This is a genomic window from Novosphingobium sp. (assembly GCF_036803765.1).
GTDB lineage: Bacteria > Pseudomonadota > Alphaproteobacteria > Sphingomonadales > Sphingomonadaceae > Novosphingobium.
This window is the reverse complement of the sequence record NZ_DAIRTS010000008.1, coordinates 121,541-139,217: the sequence shown is the minus strand read 5'-3', so window position 1 is coordinate 139,217 and position 17,677 is coordinate 121,541. Positions and strand designations below refer to the sequence as shown.

15 protein-coding genes and 1 other annotated feature are annotated in these 17,677 nt (G+C 67.2%); of the genes, 13 read left to right on the top strand and 2 right to left on the bottom strand.

Annotated features, from left to right (window positions below; genetic code table 11):
- The first annotated feature begins 32 nt into the window (after positions 1-32).
- From V7Q48_RS07600 to V7Q48_RS07565, 8 genes are all read left to right on the top strand, one after another.
- Positions 33-2,219, top strand: a complete 2,187-nt coding sequence (locus tag V7Q48_RS07600) for a prolyl oligopeptidase family serine peptidase (protein WP_333837279.1) — start codon at positions 33-35, stop codon at positions 2,217-2,219.
- A 246-nt stretch (positions 2,220-2,465) separates the two neighbouring features.
- A complete protein-coding gene (locus V7Q48_RS07595) occupies positions 2,466-4,595 on the top strand; it encodes a prolyl oligopeptidase family serine peptidase (RefSeq protein ID WP_333837277.1) in 2,130 nt (709 codons plus the stop codon).
- Between the two features lie 64 nt (positions 4,596-4,659).
- A complete protein-coding gene (locus V7Q48_RS07590; RefSeq protein WP_333837275.1) occupies positions 4,660-4,983 on the top strand; it encodes a DUF1476 domain-containing protein in 324 nt (107 codons plus the stop codon).
- On the top strand, positions 4,983-5,216 hold the full coding sequence (locus V7Q48_RS07585) for a BolA family protein (RefSeq protein WP_333837273.1): 234 nt from the start codon (positions 4,983-4,985) through the stop codon (positions 5,214-5,216). Before V7Q48_RS07590 ends, V7Q48_RS07585 begins: the two co-directional genes overlap by 1 nt.
- 24 nt (positions 5,217-5,240) lie before the next feature.
- Positions 5,241-5,567, top strand: coding sequence for a Grx4 family monothiol glutaredoxin (grxD, locus tag V7Q48_RS07580; protein ID WP_333837271.1), 327 nt, complete (start codon positions 5,241-5,243; stop codon positions 5,565-5,567).
- A gap of 359 nt (positions 5,568-5,926) precedes the next feature.
- The gene (locus V7Q48_RS07575) at positions 5,927-6,745 is read left to right on the top strand and encodes an NUDIX domain-containing protein (RefSeq protein ID WP_333837269.1); all 819 of its coding nucleotides are present in this window, start codon (positions 5,927-5,929) and stop codon (positions 6,743-6,745) included.
- 125 nt (positions 6,746-6,870) lie between these two features.
- A complete protein-coding gene (locus V7Q48_RS07570; RefSeq protein ID WP_333837268.1) occupies positions 6,871-7,149 on the top strand; it encodes a hypothetical protein in 279 nt (92 codons plus the stop codon).
- 85 nt (positions 7,150-7,234) lie between these two features.
- On the top strand, positions 7,235-8,110 hold the full coding sequence (locus tag V7Q48_RS07565; RefSeq protein WP_333837267.1) for a sugar transferase: 876 nt from the start codon (positions 7,235-7,237) through the stop codon (positions 8,108-8,110).
- A gap of 30 nt (positions 8,111-8,140) precedes the next feature.
- Here the strand turns inward: V7Q48_RS07565 and V7Q48_RS07560 are convergent, their stop codons facing one another.
- Positions 8,141-8,290: a hypothetical protein gene (locus V7Q48_RS07560; protein ID WP_333837266.1), complete on the bottom strand. Its 150-nt coding sequence runs from the start codon at positions 8,288-8,290 to the stop codon at positions 8,141-8,143.
- Between the two features lie 737 nt (positions 8,291-9,027).
- Between V7Q48_RS07560 and V7Q48_RS07555 the strand changes: the two genes are divergently transcribed.
- The 5 genes from V7Q48_RS07555 to V7Q48_RS07535 all read left to right on the top strand — a co-directional run bounded on the left by V7Q48_RS07555 (position 9,028) and on the right by V7Q48_RS07535 (position 15,199).
- Positions 9,028-9,897, top strand: a complete 870-nt coding sequence (locus V7Q48_RS07555; protein WP_333837265.1) for a glycosyltransferase family 2 protein — start codon at positions 9,028-9,030, stop codon at positions 9,895-9,897.
- Between the two features lie 5 nt (positions 9,898-9,902).
- Entirely contained in the window at positions 9,903-10,997 is a 1,095-nt protein-coding gene (locus tag V7Q48_RS07550) for a glycosyltransferase family 4 protein (protein WP_333837365.1), read from the top strand.
- Positions 10,981-12,519, top strand: a complete 1,539-nt coding sequence (locus V7Q48_RS07545) for an oligosaccharide flippase family protein (RefSeq protein ID WP_333837263.1) — start codon at positions 10,981-10,983, stop codon at positions 12,517-12,519. Before V7Q48_RS07550 ends, V7Q48_RS07545 begins: the two co-directional genes overlap by 17 nt.
- A 46-nt stretch (positions 12,520-12,565) precedes the next feature.
- On the top strand, positions 12,566-13,522 hold the full coding sequence (locus V7Q48_RS07540) for an EamA family transporter (protein WP_333837262.1): 957 nt from the start codon (positions 12,566-12,568) through the stop codon (positions 13,520-13,522).
- Between the two features lie 72 nt (positions 13,523-13,594).
- Positions 13,595-13,650: a sequence feature (sul1 is cis-regulatory element that is thought to sense ions involved in sulfur or methionine metabolism; They are found in Alphaproteobacteria), on the top strand.
- 67 nt (positions 13,651-13,717) lie between these two features.
- Complete coding sequence (locus tag V7Q48_RS07535; protein WP_333837261.1) at positions 13,718-15,199, top strand: SulP family inorganic anion transporter; 1,482 nt, start codon at positions 13,718-13,720, stop codon at positions 15,197-15,199.
- A gap of 65 nt (positions 15,200-15,264) precedes the next feature.
- Here V7Q48_RS07535 and V7Q48_RS07530 read toward each other — a convergent pair whose 3' ends face one another.
- Positions 15,265-17,643 carry a membrane-bound PQQ-dependent dehydrogenase, glucose/quinate/shikimate family gene (locus V7Q48_RS07530; protein WP_442947106.1) on the bottom strand — a complete coding sequence of 793 codons (2,379 nt, stop codon included), beginning with the start codon at positions 17,641-17,643 and terminating at the stop codon, positions 15,265-15,267.
- Positions 17,644-17,677: the final 34 nt, after the last annotated feature.

The window sequence follows — 17,677 nt, the reverse complement described above, 5'->3', positions numbered from 1 at the left end:
GTGGCAACCGATTTTGCAACAGGGATGCCGCCATGAATTTCCGCCTGCGCCTGGCGCTTGCCGCCGCGCCGATCGCGCTCGTCACCGCCCTGCCGATTGCCACAGCCCCGATCGCCCACGCCAAGGATGCCCCGATGACTGCCGCTGCGCCGCAATTGCCGCCTTATCCCGCCAGCCCGCAGGTTCCGCTGGTGGAGGATCACTTCGGCGAGAAGGTGTCCGATCCCTGGCGCTGGCTCGAGGCGGACGTGCGCACCGATGCCAAGGTTGCGGCCTGGGTTCAGGCGCAGAGCCAGTTCACCGCCGCCTATCTGAAGCAGTTGCCCGAGCGCCCGGTGCTGGAGCAGCGGATGAAGGCGCTGATCGACTACGCGCGGTTCGGCCTGCCGCGCCAGCGTGGCCATGCGCTGTTCTACACCTGGAACAGCGGCTTGATGAACCAGGCGCAGCTGCTGGTACGCGATGCGACGGCGCCGGTCGGCACCAAGGGCCGCGTCCTGCTCGATCCCAACACCTGGGCCAAGGACGGGGCGACCGCGCTCGACGCCTGGGCGCCATCGGATGACGGGCAAGTGCTGGCCTATTCGGTGCAGGATGGTGGCTCGGACTGGCGCACCGTGCGCTTTGCCAAGGTGGCGGACGGCGCGGCGCTGCCCGACGAGCTGAAGTGGGTGAAGTTCTCGGGGCTGGCCTGGCTCGGCAACGATGCCGTGCTCTATTCGCGTTTCCCCGAGCCCAAGGAGGGCGCGGCCTTCCAGGCGCTGAACTACAACCAGACGGTTTGGCTGCATCGCCTCGGCACGCCGCAAAGCGCGGACCAGCCGGTCTTCGCGACGCCCGACCTGCCCAAGCGCGGCCATGGTGCCAGTGTCTCGAGCGACGGGCGCTGGATCGTCATCACCAGTTCCGAAGGCACCGATCCGGTCAACACCGTACACGTCGCCAAGGTGACGGGGGGCAAGATCGGCCCGGTCATCGCACTGGTGCCCGACCTCAAGGCGCAGTGGGACTTCATCGACGGCATCGGCGATCGCCTGTGGTTCACCACGGGTGACGGCGCGCCGTTGAAGAAGATCGTGCGTGTCGACCTGTCGGGCGCGCAGCCGCGCTTCGACACCATCGTCGCGCAAAGCAAGGACAACCTCGACAGCGCGACGATCGCCGGCAACCGCCTGTTCGCCAGCTACATCCACGATGCCAAGAGCGCGGTCCTGGCCTTCGATCTCGACGGCAAGCCGGTGGGTGAAGTGTCGCTGCCGGGCATCGGCAGCGCCGCCGGGCTGAGCGGCCGCCCGGGCGACTCCGCCGCGTTCCTGTCGTTCAGCAGCTTCACCACGCCGGGCACCGTACTGCGCCTCGATCCGGCGACCGCGAAGACCTCGGCCTGGGAGCCGGTCAAGCTGACGTTCGATCCGGCCGACTTCGGCGTCGAGCAGGTGTTCTATCCGTCGAAGGACGGCACCAGGATTCCGATGTTCGTGGTCCGTCGCAAGGATGCGACCGGGCCGGTGCCGACGCTGCTCTATGGCTATGGCGGGTTCAACATCCCGCTGACGCCGTGGTTCTCGGCCGGGTTCATGAACTGGGTGGCTAGCGGCGGTGCGCTGGCGGTGGCCAACCTGCGCGGCGGCGGCGAGTATGGCGATGCCTGGCACGATGCCGGCCGCCTCGCGCGCAAGCAGAACGTGTTCGACGACTTCATCGCGGCGGGCGAGTGGCTGATCGCCAACAAGGTCACGCCCAGGCATGGCCTCGCCATCGAGGGCGGTTCGAACGGTGGCCTGCTCGTCGGCGCGGTGACCAACCAGCGCCCCGACCTGTTCGCGGCGGCAAGCCCGGCCGTGGGCGTGATGGACATGCTGCGCTTCGACCAGTTCACCGCGGGCCGCTATTGGGTCGACGACTATGGCTATCCCGAAAGGGAAGCCGACTGGCGCGTGCTGCGCACCTATTCCCCCTATCACAACGTGCGCAGCGGGGTGGACTATCCGGCGATCCTGGTGACCACCGCCGATACCGACGACCGCGTCGTGCCCGGGCACAGCTTCAAGTATGCCGCGGCCCTGCAAACCGCGGCGCTGGGCAGCAAGCCGCACCTGATCCGGATCGAGACCCGCGCCGGCCACGGCTCGGGCAAGCCGGTCGACAAGATGATCGAGGAAACCGCCGACGTGCAGGCGTTTCTGGCACACTGGACGGGGCTGAAGCCCAAGCCCTGACTTTCTGGCCCTGACCCCTTGGCCCGGGCCGGTCTTCGCTGACCTGTCCATGCGCCCCGCTGGCCTCGCAACTCCGGCGATGCTAGGCGGGGCGCAATGACGGTGAACGGGACAGGATGGGGTGCCATGGCGCCAAGCGCGGTGCATCGCCTGTCCATGGCGCTCGCAGTGTGCCTCTTGTGTAGCGCGCCGGCGTGCGCCGATACGCCCGCGACGACCGCGGCCGTGCAGTCTTGGTCGGCACCCATGCTTTCGGCCACCTCTGCGCTGGCCCTTCCGCGCAATGCCTACCCGCCGGCGCGACGCGATGGCGTGGTGGAGGCCCCGTTCGGAGAGCCGGTCGCCGATCCCTGGCGGTGGCTCGAGGGTGACCCGCAAGCCAAACCTGAAGTCGCGCAATGGGTGGCCGCGGAAAATCGTCTGAGTGCGCAGTTCCTCGGCCAGCTGCCGGGGCGGGCGGGCTTTGCCGCTTCGATCCGCCGTTTTTACGATTACGGGCGGATCTCGCTGCCGCGCAAGGCGGGGCGCCGGTACTTCACCATGCGCAACAGCGGGCTGCAGAACCAGTCGGTGCTGACGGTGCAGGACGGCTTGGCGGCAGAGCCACGCGTGCTGCTCGATCCCAATGCCTGGTCGGCCGACGGAACCGAGGCGCTCGACGTGTGGGTGCCATCGCGGGCAGGGCGCTACGTCGCGTTCGGCCGACAGTGCGCGGGCAGTGACTGGCGCACACTGGGCGTGGTCGACGCGGGCACCGGCGCGCTCCTGCCCGACCGGCTCGAATGGGCGCGTGACACGCTGATCGGATGGCTGGGCGATGTTGGCTTCTTCTATTCGCGCTATCCCGCGCCCGTGGACGGAGAGGCGTCGCGGGCGGTGCTGGCCGACAAGGCGGTGTGGTTCCATCGTATCGGCACCCCGCAATCCGCCGACACGCTGGTCTATGCAACGCCCGACCATCCCGACTGGAGCCACAAGGCCTTCGTGACGAGCGACAGCCGCTGGGCGGTCATCACCACCGAGGCCGGCACCGGCGATCGCCGCATGATCCGCCTGATCGACCTGCGCCAGCGCAACCGCCCGTGGCGCGTGTTGCCGCTGGTCGAGACGTTCGATCATGACTGGAAGATCGTCGAGGGCATGGGCGACCGCCTGTGGTTCATCACCGATGCCGGTGCCGCCAACGGCATGCTCGTCGCGCTCGACCTTGGCGGCCAACAGCCGCAATGGCGGGTCATCGTTCCCGAACGCGTGCAGACGCTGGCGGCGGCGGCGGTCGTCGGCACGCGCCTCGTCCTGTCCTATCGGCAGGATGGCGGCACAACGGCGGTCGTCACCGATCTCAAGGGGCGCCCCGCGAGGGCAATCACGCTCAACGGGATCGGCGTCGCCTCCGGCTTCGTCGGTCGACCGGGCGACCCCGAGACGTTCTACCAGTTCTCCAGCTTCATCACGCCTCCGACGATCTACCGGCTCGATCTGCGCAGCGGCCAGGTCGCGCCGTTCGCGCGCGCCGAGCTCGGGTTCGACCCGGCGGACTACGTGGTCGAGCAGCGCCGCTATTCGTCGAAGGACGGCACGATGGTGCCGCTCTATCTCGTGCGCAGCCGTCACGCGGCCGAGGCGGGGCAGGCCCTGCCGACGCTGCTGTATGGCTATGGCGGCTTCGACGTCTCGCTGACGCCGGGCTGGTCGCCGGTGCGCATGGCCTGGCTGGCAGCGGGTGGCGCCTTTGCTTTGGCGAGCATCCGGGGCGGCGGCGAGTTCGGCGAGGAGTGGCATGATGGCGGACGGCGCGCGGCCAAGCAGAACAGCTTCGACGATTTCATCGCCGCCGGCGAATATCTGATCGCGCAAGGGATCACCCCGCGGCACGGGCTGGCGATCCAGGGCAGTTCCAACGGCGGCTTGCTGGTCGGCGCGGTGGTCAACCAGCGGCCCGACCTGTTCGCGGCGGCCAATCCCGACGTCGGGGTGATGGACATGCTGCGCTTCGACCGCTTCACCGCCGGCCGTTTCTGGCTCGACGATTATGGCGACCCAGCCAAGGCGGCGGACTGGCGCGTCCTGCGTGCCTATTCGCCTTATCACAACATCCGCAGCGGGACGCCATACCCGGCGATCCTCGTCACCACCGCGGACAGCGACGATCGTGTCGTGCCCGCGCACAGCTTCAAATACGTCGCCGCGCTGCAAGCGGCCGACATAGGGGCCCGCCCGCATCTCCTGCGGGTCGAGGCGGGGGCGGGGCATGGTGGCGGCAAGCCGGTCGACAAGATCATCGCCACGGGCGCCGACGTGCTGGCGTTCCTCGCTGCCTATACCGGGCTGGCTGCACCGGTTGCGCCCGTTGCGCCGACGCCCGCCCCGCAATAGGCTTGCAGCGTGCCCGGTGCGTGACTATCCGCACAGGGAGGGACCATCAACGGGATCGACCACCATGACCATGTTCGACGATCGCGAACGCGCATTCGAGGCCAAGTTCGCCCATGACGAGGAAATGCTGTTCCGCGTCCACGCGCGCCGCAACCGCCTGCTCGGGCAATGGGCGGCCGATCGCATGAAGCTCAGCCCGGCCGAGACCGAGGCTTACGCCAAGTCGGTGGTCCAGGCCGACTTCGAGGAGACCGGCGACGAGGACGTCATCCGCAAGCTGCTGGGTGACCTGATCGCCGCAGGGGTCGACAGCAACGAGGCCGAGATCCGCGCCGCGATGGACGCCAAGGCCATCGACGCCCGCCGCCAGCTGATGGGCGAAGTCTGATGGCGATGGCAGCCGGCGAGATCGAGGCGATGATCCGGGCAGCGCTGCCCGATGCCGAAGTCACGATCACGGACCTTGCCGGCGACGGCGATCACTATGCCGCGCACGTCGTCTCGCCCGCTTTTGCGGGGATGAGCCGCGTCGCGCAGCACAAGGCGGTCTATGCCGCGCTCGGCGGGCGCATGGGCGGCGTGCTCCACGCCTTGCAACTGACCACCTCGGCCCCCAACTAGGCGGCGAAAGGAACTTCTTCAGCCATGTCCAATTCCCACGCGCGCATTGACGAGATCGTCAAGGGCAACGACGTCGTCCTGTTCATGAAGGGGACCCCGCTGTTCCCGCAATGCGGGTTCTCCAGCCGCGCCATCGCCATCCTCGAGCGCCTGGGTGTCGAATACGCCAGCGTCGACGTGCTGCAGGACATGGAAATCCGCCAGGGCATCAAGGCCTATTCGGATTGGCCAACCATCCCGCAGCTTTACGTCAAGGGCGAGTTCGTGGGCGGTTCGGACATCATGATGGAAATGTTCGAGGCCGGCGAACTCGAAGAACTGATGACCGAGGCCAAGGTCAAGCAGGCCTGATCGCTCGAAACCCGGGTGCGGTTGCGCCCCGGGTTTGTACGGCACTGATAAATGCCAAGGCGCGGCTTCCTGCCAGGGCGGCCGCGCTTTTGCATTTGCAGTGTGGTGTCGATGGGAAGGCCCCGGGAGAGGCGAAGCCGGGGAGACCATGGGGGTAGGGGCCGGCTTCGCCTCGAGAAGATTGAATCTTCGGGGTATTTCAGACAATGCATGAGCTGTGCCAACATCGGTAAGTTCCCGAATATTCTAACCTACAGGGGTTTTGGCTAAAACCGCAGGCGACCCAATTGTAAATTTGTCCGACATGTCGTCGTTCGGCTCCGCTTGGCACCAGCAGCACCGGTCGCCATTGTATCGGGATGCAGGATATCTCACCTCACGCCTCGGATCGTAGCGGCACAGTCCCGGCGATCGCGGCCGCCACGGTGATCGTCATGCGCAGCGGCCCGGACGGCGGGCCTCCGCAACTGTTGCTGGCGGAACGGTCGGAGGGGCTGGCCTTCGCAGGGGGCGCGACCGTCTTTCCCGGTGGCCGCGTCGAGCCCGGTGACGGGGCGCTGGCGCAGCAACTTGTGGCACACGCGCGTTCGGGCGCTGCCCTCGATGACATGGCGGCCCGGATCGCGGCGGTGCGCGAAACGCTCGAGGAAACGGGGCTGGCGCTGGCGCTGCGTTCCACCGATCGCACGATCACCCAAGCCGATGCCGAGGCAGCGCGGGAGGCGCTGGCATCCGCCAATGATTTCGCCGCAGTTCTGGCTCGCATGGGCTGGACTCTCGACCTGACGCGCCTCATCCCTTGGGCGCGGTGGCGGCCGACGGGGCCGCATGTGCGGGTTTTCGACGCCCGCTTCTATTTGGCCGACCTCGGCACCGGGGCTGTCGGTGTCTCTGCCGATCGTTCGGAAAACCGGCACTTGTTCTGGGCCAGTGCTGCAGAGGCGCTGGCCATGGCGGACCGGGGCGACATTCGGGTGATTTTCCCGACGCGGCGGAACCTCGAAAGGCTGGCGCAGTTCGATAGCGCCGCGGCCTGCACCGCCCATGCCCACGCGACGCCGGTGACCCTCATCGAGCCGTACGTGGTGCGTGACGACGGCGTGGACTGGCTGACGATTCCGGATGGTCTGGGCTACCCGGTGCTTCGGCAACGGTTGGACGAGGTGGCGCGGGGCTAGACCGCTCTGCATTGCATCCACTATCGAGACATGGCAGCGCCGGTGGCCACACGTCTAAGGCGTTGAGGCAATACGTAATCCTGCGTGGGATGCCTATGCCGGGCCGGTAAGGGCGCGGTGCGATCATGGTGGTGGAGGACACGACCATGCCCGCGCTCAATCCGCTGCCATCGCCGATCACCCCTGCGGCCCCGCCACCCGCCGATCCTGCCGTCTGGCTGGCGGATGGGCGCGAAATGCCCGTCCGCTCGCCGGTTCATCGCATGCATGAAGCGATCGAGGCGCAGACGCTTCCCGCAGCCGAGCCGTCTGACGCGCTTTATCCCCTGTGGTTCCGTCGCACGTTTCCGATCGTCGTTTCCGGCGCGATGTGGGCGGGCATCGCCTGGCTATTCTTGGGCTGACCCATTGCGAATCACCGAAGCCCCCGCGCTACGCAACCATCTCGGGTCTTTCGCGCGCTGACGCGCTGCAGGGCCGCCCCCAAACGTGACGTTACAGGCGCTACCGTTCGGCGCCGACGATGGGGGTTACGTCGTGCAGCAGCGCCAGACCGTGCCAATCCTGGATCGTGGTGCCTTTGTCAGCAACGCGGGGACGGCAGTGTCTCTCGGGGCTGTCGAAGCCTCGGCACCCCTGGACAAGGGGCGGTCGGCCGTCGTCGCCGGTCTGTTGCGCGATGCGTCCGGCTTTCCATCCGCGCGGGAAATTCCCAAGGGTGCTGACACCGGGACTTACAACCGTGCACCTGACGGGGCAGGGCGCTGGTTGCGCGCGCTCGATGTCATCTTGTCCTCGCTCGCCCTGCTGGTTTTCCTGCCGCTGATGCTCGTCATTGCACTGGCCGTGTTCGTCAGCGACGGCGGGCCGGTCCTGTTCCATCATCGCCGCATCGGGGCGGGCGGACGCCATTTCGCGTGCCTCAAGTTTCGCTCGATGGTCGTGGATGCCGACGCGCGTTTACGCGCGCTGCTCGCGATCGACGACGATGCTCGCGCGGAATGGATCGCAACCCAGAAACTGCAACACGATCCGCGCGTGACGGTCGTCGGCCGGTTTCTGCGCAAGAGCAGCCTCGACGAGTTGCCGCAACTGATCAACGTATGGCTGGGGGATATGAGCCTGGTAGGGCCGAGGCCGATCGTGGACTCTGAAATCGCGCGATATGGTCGGCATTTTGCCGCCTATTGCGTCGGGCGGCCAGGCCTTACCGGACTGTGGCAAGTCGTCCGATCCCGGAAGACCAGCTATCGCAGGCGCGTTGCGTGCGATGTGGTATATCGGCGGAGCTGCTCGGTCAGGCTTTACCTGCGAATACTCTTGCTTACTCCGCCCAGCGTGGTTTTGGCCAAAGGGGCATTCTGACGAGGGAAGCCGTCAGCTTGGCCCTGGCTTTCAGAATACGAGAACGGCCAGCCCGATCCAGAACACCTGGCTCAGCGCCAGACCGATGAGCAGACCCTTTGCCGCAGACGTCCGCTCACCCGAGGGCGCTTCGTGGAACGAAACCAGCCGGTCTTCACGGAAAGTCTGAGTCGACGGCATCCTGCAACCCTTTGTAGTTTTGTTTCTGACAGTTAGACGCCCGATTTGGGCCGTTCGCCTTGTTCGTTATACGCTCTTGGCCGGTCGACGGTTCCCATGGTCCCAAAGGTCATGTTCGCCGCCACGAGGCACTGGCCGTTCGCCTCGTTCCGTTTGGTCTTTCATAGTGAAACTTCCTTGTAAATCCGTGAATCCCGCCGGATTTGCGCCTGGATGCGCCGCAAAACGCGCTGTTTTGTCCGGCAATGCGTACGATCCAAAACTTTATCGCGGCGTTATGACGCGGTGCACAAGCCGGGTTAGTCCGATATGTGACGGCATTGTGGCTGCACCGTATTACCCGATGGCGTTTCACGCGCGCTGTCGGACTTCCAGCGTGTCATCAAACTGCCTTACTTTCAGGCAGTTTCGACATTTCCCAGCGTCGCCGATGTGCGATCCAGGTACACGCATTGCGAGGGAACCCCCGGTTTCGTGACCGCGCCTCGGGATGGGCTACTGCGGGTGCGAACAGCGACTGATCCGATCCGGCGCGTCGATAAGGACGATTGCACCCCGGTCCAATTTCGCGATGCAGCATGATTTTTTCCTGCTCAGCCCATTTTTTTGGGGGCGGTGTATCGCCTGCCCGGGATTGAGAGCGCGTCGGTCTCTCGGGATCGGAGGCAACCCGCGTGGACGCCCGGGCCGTTCCGCTTAGGACTTCCCCGGCTGTTCCATCACGGGAGACTGTGGCGATGTTGCGGATATACGTTGCCGTTGCCACGGTCGGGCGGGCCGACCTGGCAAGGCAGACGATCGATCTCCTGGCCGGTCAATCGCGCCCGCCCGACGGCGTCGTGGTCGTCGGTGCCACGCCCGAGGATGTCGAGGGCATTGCGCAAGGCACCTTGGCGCCGCGCTGCGAACTTGCGCCGCGTGGCCTGTGTCGTCAGCGCAACCGCGCCCTGGACCTGCTATCCGGCCAAGCCGACGTGATCGTCTTCTTCGACGACGACTTCGTCGCCGCGCCCGATTATCTCGCGGCGGTCGAACGCCTGTTCCTCGCGCACCCCGATGTCGCCGGCATTACCGGCAACCTGGCTGGCGACGGTGTGCGGCACGGTGGCTACGGCATCGCCCAGGCGCAGGCCCTCATCGCCGCGCGCACATTGCAGCTCGATCCGGCGATCGTGCCGCGCGAGGCGCTATACGGCTGCAACATGGCGCTGCGCATGGCGCATATCCGGGAACTGCGCTTCGACGAATCTCTGCCGCTCTATGGTTGGCAGGAGGACATCGATTTTACGATGCGGTTGTCGCGGCGTGGGCGCCTGATCTCGACGGGGTTGGTTTCGGGCGTCCACCTCGGCGTCAAGGGCGGGCGGACATCGGGCCGGCGGCTCGGCTATTCGCAGATCGCCAATATCGTCTACCTGATGCGCAAGGGCACGATCCCGCGTGCGCTGGCTCGCAAGCTCCTTTGGCGCAACGTCGTCGCCAATGTGTTGCGCGCGCCATTTCCCGAACCGTGGATCGACCGTGCCGGCCGGCTGCGCGGCAATGGCCTGGCGCTGGCCGATTTGCTCACCGGGCGCCTCGATCCGCGCAAGATCGAGAGCATGTGACGCGGATGCGCGCGATCGCGTTCAACGGCAAGTTTCGCGCCGGAAAGCACAATGGCGTGTGGCGCGTGGCGGATCGCCTGATCGCCGAGGTCGACGATCTCCTTGCCGCCATGCCGCTTGCGGATCGGCCGGATGTCCGCCTCGTCATGCCGGCGGGCTGCTCGTCGGCGCCGACCTATCGTGTGATCGCCATTCAGCAGGACGATCGGCCGGCCAGCCCATCGTGGGAGCAGCGCCGATTGCCCTGGCTAGTGCGGGGGGCACTGCTGGTCAATCTCGCCAACCTGGCGCCGGTGCTGCATTGGCCCAAGGTCACCATGCTGCACGATGCGCAGTTCTGCCGGCCTGATTGTTCCTATCCCTGGCGCCAGCGTGCCGGATACCGCCTGCTGGCGCCGCTGATGGCACGAAGCAGCCGGCTGGTCCTGACCGTGTCCGACTATTCCCGGCGCGACCTGGCTGGCTACGGCGTCATCGGACGCGGGCGCGTCGAGATCCTGCACAACGGCGCGGACCATATTCTCGAGCTGGGAGCGGATCCGCATGCGCTGGCGCGGCTTCGCCTGAAGCCGCAGGGATATTGGCTCATGTTCGGTAGCGTGAAAGCCTACAAGAACAACGCGGTCGTCTTCGAAGCACTGCGCCGGCGCGCGATGCAGGGAACGGGTTCGCCACGTCCGCTGGTCATCGTCGGGCCGGGGCGCGCGGCGCTGGTCGCGGCAGGGCTGTCTGCGCCATCCGATGCCGTGTTCGCGGGCCCATGCGACGATGCCACGCTGCGCGCCCTGTACGAAGGCGCGCAGGCCTTGCTGTTCCCATCACGCACCGAAGGGTTCGGTCTTCCCCCGGTCGAGGCGATGATGTGCGGATGCCCGGTGATCGCCGCGCCCTGCGGCGCCGTGCCCGAGGTCTGCGGCGACGCCGCGCTCATGGCGTCGCCGGACGAGCCTGATGCCTGGCTCGATCAACTCGACGCGCTCGAGGATCCCGCCGTCCGCGCCGCCGTGATCGCGACGGGGCGCGAGCGCGCCAGCCGCTACACCTGGCGCAGTGCGGGGCAGGCATTGCTCGGCCTGCTGATCGATGCCGCGCGGCAATGACCGCATGAGCGCCGAGGCGACATCGCCGCTGCCCCATGCCGCGCCCGACCACAGGCGGAAACCGAGCTGGCGGTTGGCGCACTGGTGGCGGTCCGGCAGCCTGACCGCCGCCATTGCGATGGCTGCGCGCGCCAGCAGCCAACTTGCGCTCCTGCTGGTCACGCTGGTGGCCACACGATCCTTGTCCCCGGCGGACTTCGGCGTTTTCGCGATCGCGGCGGCGTTCCTCACCCTGTCGCGGACCATGCTGTACACGGGGCCCTTCGAATATGTCCTCAAGGCGAGAGCCGAGGATGCGCCGGCAGTGGCGAGCGCCGGGCTGGCGGCGAATGGGCTCGTCGCCTTGAGTTGGTGTATCGGCCTGTGCCTGTGCGGGCTGGCGGCGCCCTATCTCTTTCGGGGCAGCGGTGTCGGGATGCTGCTGTTCGCCCTGGCGCCGTCCAACTTTCTGGCCGCCGTGGCCGGGTGGGAGGAGGCGATGGTGCTGCGCGGGCAGGCGGTGCGGCGCTATTACGCGATCACGGTTGCGACCGAACTGTTCGCCGCACTCGCCGCGATCCTGCTGCTGGTCGCCGGCTGGGGGCTTTGGGCGCTGGTCGTGCAGGTCTATGTACGGCTGGCGATCTTTGTGCTGGCCTATCGCGTGGCGCTGGTCTTGCCCCCGTTGCCCGCGCCGACACGGGCACAGACGATCGCGATCCTGGCATGGTCGCGCAGCCGATATGCCTCCATTTTCGTCGGGTTTTTGGCGAACTACAGTGGTGACCTCCTGCTTGGCGCGGTGTTCTCGCCGGCTGCCTCCGGGCTTTATCGCGCCGGCAATCGCGTGGTCTCGGCGCTGGCGGACATGTTCGTCCAGCCTGCAGGGCTGCTGGCCACCACCAGCCTTGCGGCCATTCGGGCGCGGGGAGGGGACGGCACCGGGACGAATGCCCCGTGGCTCCGCGCCGCCGGATTGTTCGGCGCACTGTGCTGGCCCGCGCTGGCAGGGCTTGCCGTCGTGTCCGACTGGATCGCGCCGCTCCTGCTCGGCCCGGCCTGGGCAGGGGCGGGGCCGATCATCGCCGTGTTCTGCATCGCACGTCTGGCCGCACTGCCGATCGCGGTCGCCTCGGCGGTTCTGGTCGTGGCCGACCGTCAGGATCGCGTTTTCTGGGTCCAGGCGGCCGCCGCACTTGCCACGGCGGGGCTCACGCTGCTGATGGCTGCGAGCGGTCCGGTCGCGGCCGGGATCGCCACTGCTGGCGTGGCGGTGGGTTGGGCAGCAGCGCTGGCGTGGGAAGCGTGGCGCGTGCAACCTGCATCGGGTGCCGAAGCCCGCAGCGTCGCCTGGCTTGTCCTGCTGCCAAGCCTTGTCACCCCCCTGGCAGCGCTTTGCGCGCGCGCCGTCCTGTCCTCGCTGCCCGTTTCCCCATTCGGGGCGCTCGCCATCACCGTTGCGGCTGGTGCCTTGGCTTGGCTTTTGGCGCTGGTGGTGCAGGGCAAGGCCTTGCGCGCGGCGGTGGCGGCCGTGGGGCACTGAGCGCAAGGTCCCTCGCGTTCGTCACGGCTTCGGCTATAGCCAAGGCATGACGATCCCTGCCGCATCGACCGATGATAACCCGCGCACCAGGGCCGCCGGGCGCACCGAACCGGCAAGTGCCGGCGATGCAACGCAATCACGCTCTGCCCTGGTGGGGGCGGGGGCCGCTTTTGCCGCCATGGTCTCGGTCACGATCGGGGCGACATTTGCCAAGTTGCTGTTCCCGGTGGTTGGGGCGGTCGGCATTGCCGGGCTGCGGATCGGACTGGGCGCCGTCATGCTGCTGGTGGTCTTGCGGCCATGGCGTCGGCGCGTGCCGCGTTCGCTGCGGCTCGGCGTGGTGATCTATGGCATCACGCTGGGGCTGATGAACATGCTGATATACCAAGCCTTTGCCCGGATACCGATCGGGCTGGCCGTGGCGATCGAAGTGACTGGACCGCTCGGGGTTGCGCTCGTCGGCTCGCGACGGATGAGCGATCTTGGATGGCTGGCGCTTGCCGTAATCGGCCTGACGCTCTTGGTGCCGCGCGTTGGCGAGGCCGTCCTCGATCCCGTCGGTGTCGCGTTCGCGCTCGCCTCGGGCTTGTGCTGGGCCCTCTATATTTTGGCGGGCAAGCATGTCGCTGCGACACTGGGCAGCGATGCCGTGGCCTGGGGCATGCTTATCTCTGCTGTGGTGTTCGTGCCGGTGGCACTGGGACAGGCCGGTCCGGCGCTGGTCAGCCCACACGTGCTGATGATCGGCATCGCCATCGCGCTGCTGTCGAGCGCGCTGCCCTATTCGCTGGAAATGAAGGCCATGCAGCGCCTGCCGGCGGCGGCGTTCGGCTTGCTGGCCAGCGCCTCGCCTGCCGTGGCGGCCTTGTCGGGCTTCCTCGTGCTGGGCGAACGCCTGACCCTTTCGCAATGGGGCGCCATCGCTTTCGTCATGGCGGCATCGGCCGGCTGTGCGCTGACCGTGCGACCTGCGCCTGTTATCGAGGATCTTCCGGTAGCCTGAGCGACCCATGCCAAGCGTGCCGTGCCGCGGCATTGCACATGTGCGGCTGGATCGGTAAGGCGGCCACATTCGCAAGGACCCGGTGAAACTCCGGGTGGCTATTCCGGCCGCCGATCCGCCGGACAACGTACGTCGCACAATCTTCGGCTTCGCGTCACGACGCCGCCCCACTTGCGACTTCGTCGGTTTTCAAAAATGAACCCAAATGCTTTTGCGCGGTATCGCGCCGAATGGTTCGACGGTGCGTCCGGCGCCCGTCGCGACATCCTTGCCGGCATGGTCGGCACTTTCGCCCTCATTCCCGAAGTCATCGCCTTTTCGTTCGTGGCGGGCATCGACCCCGAAGTGGGCCTGTTCGCCTCGTTCGTGATCGGCATCGTGATCGCGTTTGCCGGTGGGCGCCCTGCGATGATCTCTGGCGCGGCGGGATCGGTCGCGCTTGTCGCTGCCGCGCTGGTCCATGCCCATGGCCTGCAATACCTGCTGGCAGCGACGCTCCTGGCAGGGGTGCTGCAGGTTGCGTTCGGTCTGCTGAAGCTCGATGTGCTGATGCGCTTCGTCTCGCGCTCCGTGCGGACAGGCTTCGTTAATGCGCTGGCCATCCTGATTTTCTCGGCACAAGTGCCGCAGATGCTGCATGTGAGTTGGCATACATATGCCATGATCGCGGCCGGGCTTGTCATCATCTATGGCCTGCCGCGCCTGACCCGCGCCATTCCCTCGCCGCTGGTCTGCATCGTGGTGCTGACGGCGATCAGCATCGCCTTTCCCATGCCGATCCATACCGTCGCCGATCTCGGCCGCCTGCCGTCGTCGCTGCCGTCGCTGACCTGGCCGGCGGTGCCCGTGGAATGGCAGACGCTGCTTGTCGTCTTTCCCTATGCCGTTGCCATGGCGGCGGTCGGACTGCTGGAATCTATGATGACCGCCAGCGTCGTCGACGACCTGACCGAGACCACCAGCAGCAAGGCGCGCGAATGCACCGGCCTTGGCCTCGCCAACCTGGCCGCTGGACTGTTCGGCGGGATCGCCGGCTGCGGGATGATCGGGCAGACGGTCGGCAACGTCCGCTATGGCGGGCGCGGTCGCCTCTCGACGTTTGTCGCGGGGCTGTTCCTGCTGGTGGTCATGGTGCCGTTGCGCCCGTGGGTGGCGCAAGTGCCGGTGGCTGCGCTGGTCGCGATCATGATCATGGTGTCGATCAGCACGTTCTCGTGGGGTTCGATCCGCGATCTCGCGCGCCATCCCAAGGTGTCGGGTGCGGTCATGGTGGTGACGGTCGTGGTCACGGTCGCCACGCACGACCTTTCGGCAGGTGTGGCCGTGGGGGTGCTGCTGAGCGGCGTATTCTTCGCGTTCAAGGTGACGCGGATGATGGAGGTCACCCAGACCTATGACGCGCCGACCGCCACGCGGACGTACGTCGTCTCGGGACAGGTGTTCTTCGCCAGTGCGGACATCTTCGCCGACCGGTTCGACCTGCGTGATACCGCCGCCAGGGTCCGGATTGACCTGACCGCCGCACACCTGTGGGACGTGACGGCGGTGGGGGCGCTGGAGGAGGTCGTCACGCGCATGCGCCATCATGGCGTCGTGGTCGAGGTCATCGGCCTCAACCGGGCAAGTGCGATCCTGGTCGACCGGCTGGCGCCCGCGGTGGCGACCCCGGCGGGCTGAGCCCGGTCTTCGCGTCCTTTGCGGATGCACGCCGCGTGGCATGCATCCGCAAACGCGATCGGCAATCAGGGTAGGGCGTAAGCGATGACCTGGTCGCCGATCGGGGTCTCCATGAAGTGGTGCCCGCCAGGTGCGATGACGAGGTACTGCCTGCCGTTGACCATGTAGGTCATCGGCGTTGCCTGCCCGCCGGCGGGGAGCACGTCCTTCCACAGCACCTTGCCGGTCCTGAGGTCGATCGCGCGGATGAGGTTGTCGGTCGCGGCGGCCACGAAGATCACGCCGCCGGCCGTCACCACCGAGCCGCCGTTGTTAGGCGTGCCGATCGTCACGGGCAGCATCGAGGGGATGCCGAACGGACCATTGGTCCGCGCCTCGCCCAGCGGCTTGTCCCAGATGGTCTTGCCGGTCGCCATGTCGATCGCGCGGATGCCGCCATAGGGAGGCTGCTTGCACAGCATGCCGGTGAAGGGCAGGCGCCAGCCGGCATTGACGTCGATCGCATAGGGGGTGTGGGCCTGCGGGTCGCCGGCACCCTCTGCGCCGCCGATCCTGCCGCGGGCCTGGTCACGCGGAGCCCAGCCCTTGCGATTGGCTTCGGCACGCGGGACGAGGCGCACGTAGTTGGGCATGTCGTTGTAATTGGCGACGATCACCCCGCGCCGCGGATCGACCGCCACGCCGCCCCAATCGGTGCCGCCGTTGTAGCCCGGGTACTCGATCGACCGGCGATCGCTTTCGGGCGCAGTGAAGAAGCCCTTGTAGCTCGCACGGCGGAACTGGATGCGGCAGACCATCTGGTCGATCGGCGACATGCCCCACATGTCACGTTCGGTGAGGTCGGCCTTGCGCAGCGTGTGCCACAGCGAGACGCGCTGGGTGGGGGCGCGCATGGCGGGTTCGACACCGCCGCCGGGGGCCTTGATCGTGCCCACCGGGGTGAGCGGCTGGCCGGTGCGGCGGTCGAGGACATAGATATCGCCCTGCTTGGACGGCAAGACCAGCGCGGGCGCCCCCTTGAAGTCGACCAGGGTGGCCTGCGCGCCGAAGTCGTAGTCCCAGACGTCGTCGCGCACGGCCTGAAACTTCCAGCGCGGCTTGCCGGTGGCGACGTCGAGCGCGACCAGCGAGGTGGCGAATTCGCGCTCCTCGGGGCGGCGCAGGCTCGAATAGTAATCAGCTGCCGCGTTGCCCATGGGCAGGTAAACCAGACCGAGCTGCTCGTCGCCGCTGGCGATGGTCCACATGTTGGGGGTGCCGCGCGCCCAGGTCTGGCCCTGCGGCGGATAGCCGTTCCAGTCGGGGTGCATCATGTCCCAGGCCCAGCGCAGCTTGCCGGTGACGGCATCGTAGCCGCGGATCACGCCCGACGGCGCCCAGCGATCCTGGCCATCGAGCACCTGGTGTCCCGTGACGACGACCCCGCGCACGATGGTGGGCGGCGAATTGATCGAGACATAGCCCGGAGGCGTGTTGCCCATGCCGATCTTGGTGTCGACCTCGCCATTGCTGCCGAAGCCGGTGCAGCGCGCGCCGGTGCGGGCGTCGATGGCGAACAGGCGCGCATCGAGCGTGCCATAGATGATGCGCGCCGCGCAGGGCTGGTCGGCGCTGGCGTCGGGCACCTTGTAATAGCTCACGCCGCGGCAGGCCGCAGTATACGGGATGGCCTCGTCCGAGACCTTGGGATCGAACTTCCAGCGCTGCTTGCCCGTGGCGGGGTCGAGCGCCAGCACCATGTTCTTGGGGGTGCAGACGTACAGCGTGTCGCCCACCTTGAGCGGGGTGTTCTCGCCGCCATAGGTCTTGGCGATCTGCGCCGAGGACGGCATGTCGCCGGTGTGCGTTAGCCAGACACGCTTGAGCTGGCTGACGTTGGCGGGCGTGATCTGGCCAAGCGGCGAGAAGCGGCGAGCGGCTTCGCTGCCGCCATAGGCAGGCCAGTCGTCACCGGCCTGGGCCAGCGAAGGGTCGCCCATGGCGTAGCGCAAGTCGGGCAGGGCTTCCATTGGCGCGCTATCGGCCATGCGGGCGAAGACCGTGCCGGTGACCGCGGTCAGCACGATGGCGACGGCACTGGCGCCAAGCCCCAGTTTCCAGCGCGACCGGTGTGTCGACAGCGTGGGCATGACCAGCAGGGTGGCGATCAGCAGCACCAGCGGGGCGATCACCCGGGGGACGAGCGCCCAGTCGTTGGCACCGACTTCGGCAAAGGCCCAGATGACGGTGATCACGAACACGGCGCAATAGAGCCAGCCGCCCAGCAGGCGGCGGCGCACGAGGAGGGCGCCCGATGCGATCATCGCCACGCCCGTCAGCACGTAATAGACCGAGCCGCCCAGCACCGCGAGCCAGGCGCCGCCGATGGCAAGGACCAGGCCGATCGCGGCAATCACGACCCCAAGTATCAAGGGCGCGACGGGTCGCGCGGACCCCCTAGGCATGGCTGACGGGTCCATCGTTCACACTCCAGCAATA

Bases quoted from the DNA above. Each gene is read 5' to 3' on its own strand.
- V7Q48_RS07570 (WP_333837268.1), top strand. From the start codon at position 6,871: ATGGTGGTGGAGGACACGACCATGCCCGCGCTCAATCCGCTGCCATCG.
- V7Q48_RS07535 (WP_333837261.1), top strand. From the start codon at position 13,718: ATGAACCCAAATGCTTTTGCGCGGTATCGCGCCGAATGGTTCGACGGT.
- V7Q48_RS07555 (WP_333837265.1), top strand. From the start codon at position 9,028: ATGTTGCGGATATACGTTGCCGTTGCCACGGTCGGGCGGGCCGACCTG.
- V7Q48_RS07585 (WP_333837273.1), top strand. From the start codon at position 4,983: ATGGCGATGGCAGCCGGCGAGATCGAGGCGATGATCCGGGCAGCGCTG.
- V7Q48_RS07600 (WP_333837279.1), top strand. From the start codon at position 33: ATGAATTTCCGCCTGCGCCTGGCGCTTGCCGCCGCGCCGATCGCGCTC.
- V7Q48_RS07540 (WP_333837262.1), top strand. From the start codon at position 12,566: ATGACGATCCCTGCCGCATCGACCGATGATAACCCGCGCACCAGGGCC.
- V7Q48_RS07530 (WP_442947106.1), bottom strand. From the start codon at position 17,643: ATGCCTAGGGGGTCCGCGCGACCCGTCGCGCCCTTGATACTTGGGGTC.
- V7Q48_RS07560 (WP_333837266.1), bottom strand. From the start codon at position 8,290: ATGCCGTCGACTCAGACTTTCCGTGAAGACCGGCTGGTTTCGTTCCAC.
- V7Q48_RS07595 (WP_333837277.1), top strand. From the start codon at position 2,466: ATGCTTTCGGCCACCTCTGCGCTGGCCCTTCCGCGCAATGCCTACCCG.
- V7Q48_RS07545 (WP_333837263.1), top strand. From the start codon at position 10,981: ATGCCGCGCGGCAATGACCGCATGAGCGCCGAGGCGACATCGCCGCTG.
- grxD (WP_333837271.1), top strand. From the start codon at position 5,241: ATGTCCAATTCCCACGCGCGCATTGACGAGATCGTCAAGGGCAACGAC.
- V7Q48_RS07590 (WP_333837275.1), top strand. From the start codon at position 4,660: ATGACCATGTTCGACGATCGCGAACGCGCATTCGAGGCCAAGTTCGCC.
- V7Q48_RS07550 (WP_333837365.1), top strand. From the start codon at position 9,903: ATGCGCGCGATCGCGTTCAACGGCAAGTTTCGCGCCGGAAAGCACAAT.
- V7Q48_RS07575 (WP_333837269.1), top strand. From the start codon at position 5,927: ATGCAGGATATCTCACCTCACGCCTCGGATCGTAGCGGCACAGTCCCG.